Origin of the sequence: Kitasatospora sp. NPDC091257, from assembly GCF_044757675.1 — a bacterium.
Classification (GTDB): domain Bacteria; phylum Actinomycetota; class Actinomycetes; order Streptomycetales; family Streptomycetaceae; genus Kitasatospora; species Kitasatospora lactacystinica.
On sequence record NZ_JBIVVI010000922.1, the window covers coordinates 1 to 3,754 of the forward strand.

2 protein-coding genes are annotated in these 3,754 nt (G+C 70.2%); both read right to left on the reverse strand.

What is annotated here, in order from left to right; translation table 11 throughout:
* Window positions 1-149: 149 nt before the first annotated feature.
* Entirely contained in the window at window positions 150-2,708 is a 2,559-nt protein-coding gene (locus ACIQOV_RS32080; RefSeq protein WP_401054206.1) for an ABC transporter permease, read from the reverse strand.
* Between the two features lie 126 nt (window positions 2,709-2,834).
* Entirely contained in the window at window positions 2,835-3,605 is a 771-nt protein-coding gene (locus ACIQOV_RS32085; RefSeq protein WP_401054207.1) for an ABC transporter ATP-binding protein, read from the reverse strand.
* Window positions 3,606-3,754: the final 149 nt, after the last annotated feature.

The following is a 3,754-nucleotide window of genomic DNA, read 5'->3' on the forward strand; positions in this document are numbered from 1 at the left end:
GGGTATGAGTCGGAGGCCCTCCGCCCGGCAGCGTTGCCGGACCACGACCTCCGTGGTGCTCAGCCGGCCGTGCGACCGGGCGGAGTACAGAAGTAGAAGGTCCCCTGCCGAAACCCTCCGGCAGGGGACCTCTCTCGTTGCGGGACCGGTCAGTCGGTCTTGATGCTCGACAGGATGTCCAGCTTGGACGCCCGGCGGGCCGGCCAGATCGCGGCCACCAGGCCGACCACCCCGGCCAGCGCCAGGAACATCGCCAGCTGGCCGTACGGCAGGACCGTGGTCAGGCCGGAGAGGCTGGACTTCAGGGTGCCGTTGATCGCCCAGGCGATGAAGCAGCCGAGCAGCAGGCCGATGCCGGCGCCGAACAGCGAGATCACCACGGACTCCAGACGGACCATCCGCTTGATGCCGCTGCGGTCCAGGCCGATCGCCCGCAGCATCCCGATCTCGCGCTTGCGCTCGAAGACCGACATCGCCAGCGTGTTGACCACGCCCAGGATCGCGATCAGGACCGCCATCCCCAGCAGGCCGTACATCAGGTTCAGCGCGAAGGTGATGGTCTGGCTGAACTCGTCCCGGACGTCCTGCTTGGACTTCACCTCGATCACCGGGTTGGCGCCGGTGGCGTCCTTGAGCGCCTGCTTGAGGCCGTCGGTGGCGCCGTCCTTGCCCTTGACCAGGACGTCGGAGACGTACGGCTTCGGCTCGTGCTTGGCGATCTCGCTGTTGGCCAGCATGACCGGGCCGAGCATGCCGCCGGTCTTGTACACGCCACCGACGGTGACCTTGCCGGCGGACTCGTCCGGGTAGGCCACGGTCAGCACCGAGCCGGTGGTGACGTTCAGCTTCTTGGCGGCGTCCTCGTCGAGCAGCAGCTGGCCCTGGCCGAAGCCGGCGGTGGAGCCGCTGGTCAGCTCGACGTCGGCGAGCTGGTCGAGGACGGCCGCGTCCAGGCCGTTGACCGTCCTGCTGGTGCCGTTCAGGTCCCAGTACGCGGTCGTCATCGCCGAGGAGGCGGCCACCCCGGGGGCCTTGGCGATCTGGGCGGGCACCTGCTCGGACAGGCTCATGCCGTTGGCGGCACCGACGATGAAGTCGGCCTTCATCGAGCTGGTGACGGCCCGGTCGATGGTGTCGTTGACCGAGGCGCCGATCACGGTGAGCCCGGTGACCAGGGTCAGACCGATGGTCAGCGCGGCGGCGGTGGCCGCGGTGCGGCGCGGGTTGCGCACCGCGTTCTGCTGGGCGAGCCTGCCCGGGGTGCCGCCGAGACCGCGCAGCAGCGGGCCGACCAGCGCGACCACCGGACGGGAGAGCAGCGGCAGCAGGACGAACACGCCGATCAGGGCCAGGAAGGCGCCCAGGCCGACCGGCAGCCGGCCGCTGTCGTTGCCAGTGGAGGCGCCGAAGCCGATCAGGGCGAGGCCGCCGCCGGCGAGCACCGATCCGATCGTGTTGCGGACCACCAGGCTCTTCTGGGAGACCGGCTGGTCGCCGCTGCTCATCGCGGCCACCGGGGCGATCCGGGAGGCGCGCACGGCGGGCAGCAGGGCCGACATGACCGTCACCAGGACGCCGACCACGACCGTCACCACGACGGTGAGCGGCTTGATCACCAGCGAGCCGCTCGGCATGTTCTCGTTCATCGCGCCGATCAGCGACTGCATCCCGGCGCCGATCCCGATGCCGGCGAGCAGGCCGGCCACGGCGGAGGCGGTGCCGATCAGCAGGGCCTCGATCAGCACGGACCGGGTGACCTGCTTGCGGCTGGCACCGATGGCCCGCATCAGGGCCAGCTCCTTGGTGCGCTGGGCGACCAGCATGGTGAAGGTGTTGGCGATGATGAAGATGCCGACGAAGAGCGAGATGAAGGCGAAGACCAGGAGCATCGTGCGCATGCTGCTGGTGCCCTTGGTGATCATCTCCTGCTCGTCGGCCTTGAGCGTGGCGCCGGTCTCGACGTCGAACTGGTGGCCGGAGGGCACCACGGGCTGGGCCTGGGCGAGCAGCGCGTCCTGGCTGGTGCCGGGCTTGGCGGTGAGCACGATGCCGCTGTAGCGGCCCGGCTCCAGCAGGGTCTGCTGGGCGGTGGCCCGGTCGAACAGGGTGAGCGAGCCGCCGGTGTTGACGACCGGGTCGTCGGTGGTGAAGACGCCGGTGAGCCTGGCCTCGACGACCGGGCCGTTGGCGGCGACCCGGACGGTGTCGCCGACCTTGTAGCCGCCCTTGTCGGCGGTCTTGCGGTCGAGCGCGATCTCCTTGGCGGCCTTCGGGCCCTGGCCCTCGACCATCGGGTAGCGCGGGTCCTTGCCGTCCTGGCCCGGCGCGAAGTTGGCGCCCTTGGCGGCCCAGACCTGGCCGATCAGGTTGCCCTTCCGGTCGGCGACGCCGGTGAAGCCGCTGACGACGCCTCGGGCGCCGGCGGTGCCCGGCAGGGCGGACAGCTGCTGGACGGTGGCGTCGGTGAGGGCGGCCGAGCTGCCCTCGCTCTTCTGACGGGCGGAGGCGGCGGAGCCGGCCGCGCGGTCCACCACCTGGACCGAGACGTCCGAGTAGCTCTTGGAGTTGCTGTCCCGCATGGCCTTGCCGAAGGTGTCGGCGAAGACCATGGTTCCGGCCACGAAGGCGGTGCCGAGCATGACGGCCAGTGCCGTCATCAGCAGTCGGCCCTTGTGGGCCAGCACGTTGCGCAGTGCGGTGCGATACATGGGGTGTCCTGGGAAGGGTCGGTGAGCGGGCTGCGGCCGCCGGGCCGGATCGGTCGTGGTGTTAAGGGCGTGTCGGACAATTCCCGCCGGGTGCGCCCTGATCCGACGCGAATTGTCAGACACGCCCTAGCTGGTGCGGCCCTTGGCGTCGAAGCGGCGCATGCGGTCCAGGACGGTGTCGGCGGTGGGGTGGTGGAGTTCGTCGACGATGCGGCCGTCGGCGAGGAAGACGACGCGGTCGGCGTAGGAGGCGGCGACCGGGTCGTGGGTGACCATGACGACGGTCTGGCCGAGTTCGCGCACCGAGTTGCGCAGGAAGGAGAGGATCTCGGCGCCGGAGCGGGAGTCGAGGTTTCCGGTGGGCTCGTCGGCGAAGATGATGTCGGGCTTGCCGGCCAGGGCGCGGGCGCAGGCGACGCGCTGCTGCTGGCCGCCGGAGAGCTGGGAGGGGCGGTGGCTGAGGCGGCCGGAGAGGCCGACGGTGTCGACGACGCGGTCGAGCCAGGCCTTGTCGACCTTGCGGCCGGCGATGTCCATCGGGAGGGTGATGTTCTCCAGGGCGGTCAGGGTGGGGAGCAGGTTGAAGGCCTGGAAGATGAAGCCGATGTGGTCGCGGCGCAGCTGGGTGAGCTGCTTGTCCTTGAGGCCGACGAGCTCGGTGTCGCCGATGGTGGAGGAGCCGGAGGAGACGGTGTCCAGGCCGGCCATGCAGTGCATGAGGGTGGACTTGCCGGAGCCGGACGGGCCCATGATGGCGGTGAACTCGCCCTGGGGGAAGGTCACGGTGACGTTGTCGAGGGCGACGACGCGGGTCTCCCCCTCCCCGTAGACCTTGTTCAGGCTGGTGGCTCGGGCGGCCGCCCGCCCGGTGTGGACGGCGGTTGCGGGGAACGTCACGTGGACTCCTCGAACGGATTAACGGAATGTTTAACTCCGTGACATCATCCCAAGCTGTTCGAACGCGATGTGTATGCCGCGCGGACGGTCGGCCCCCGCCCACCCGGCGGGGTGGCGGGGGCGATCTCCTCCTCAGGTATGACGCCGGC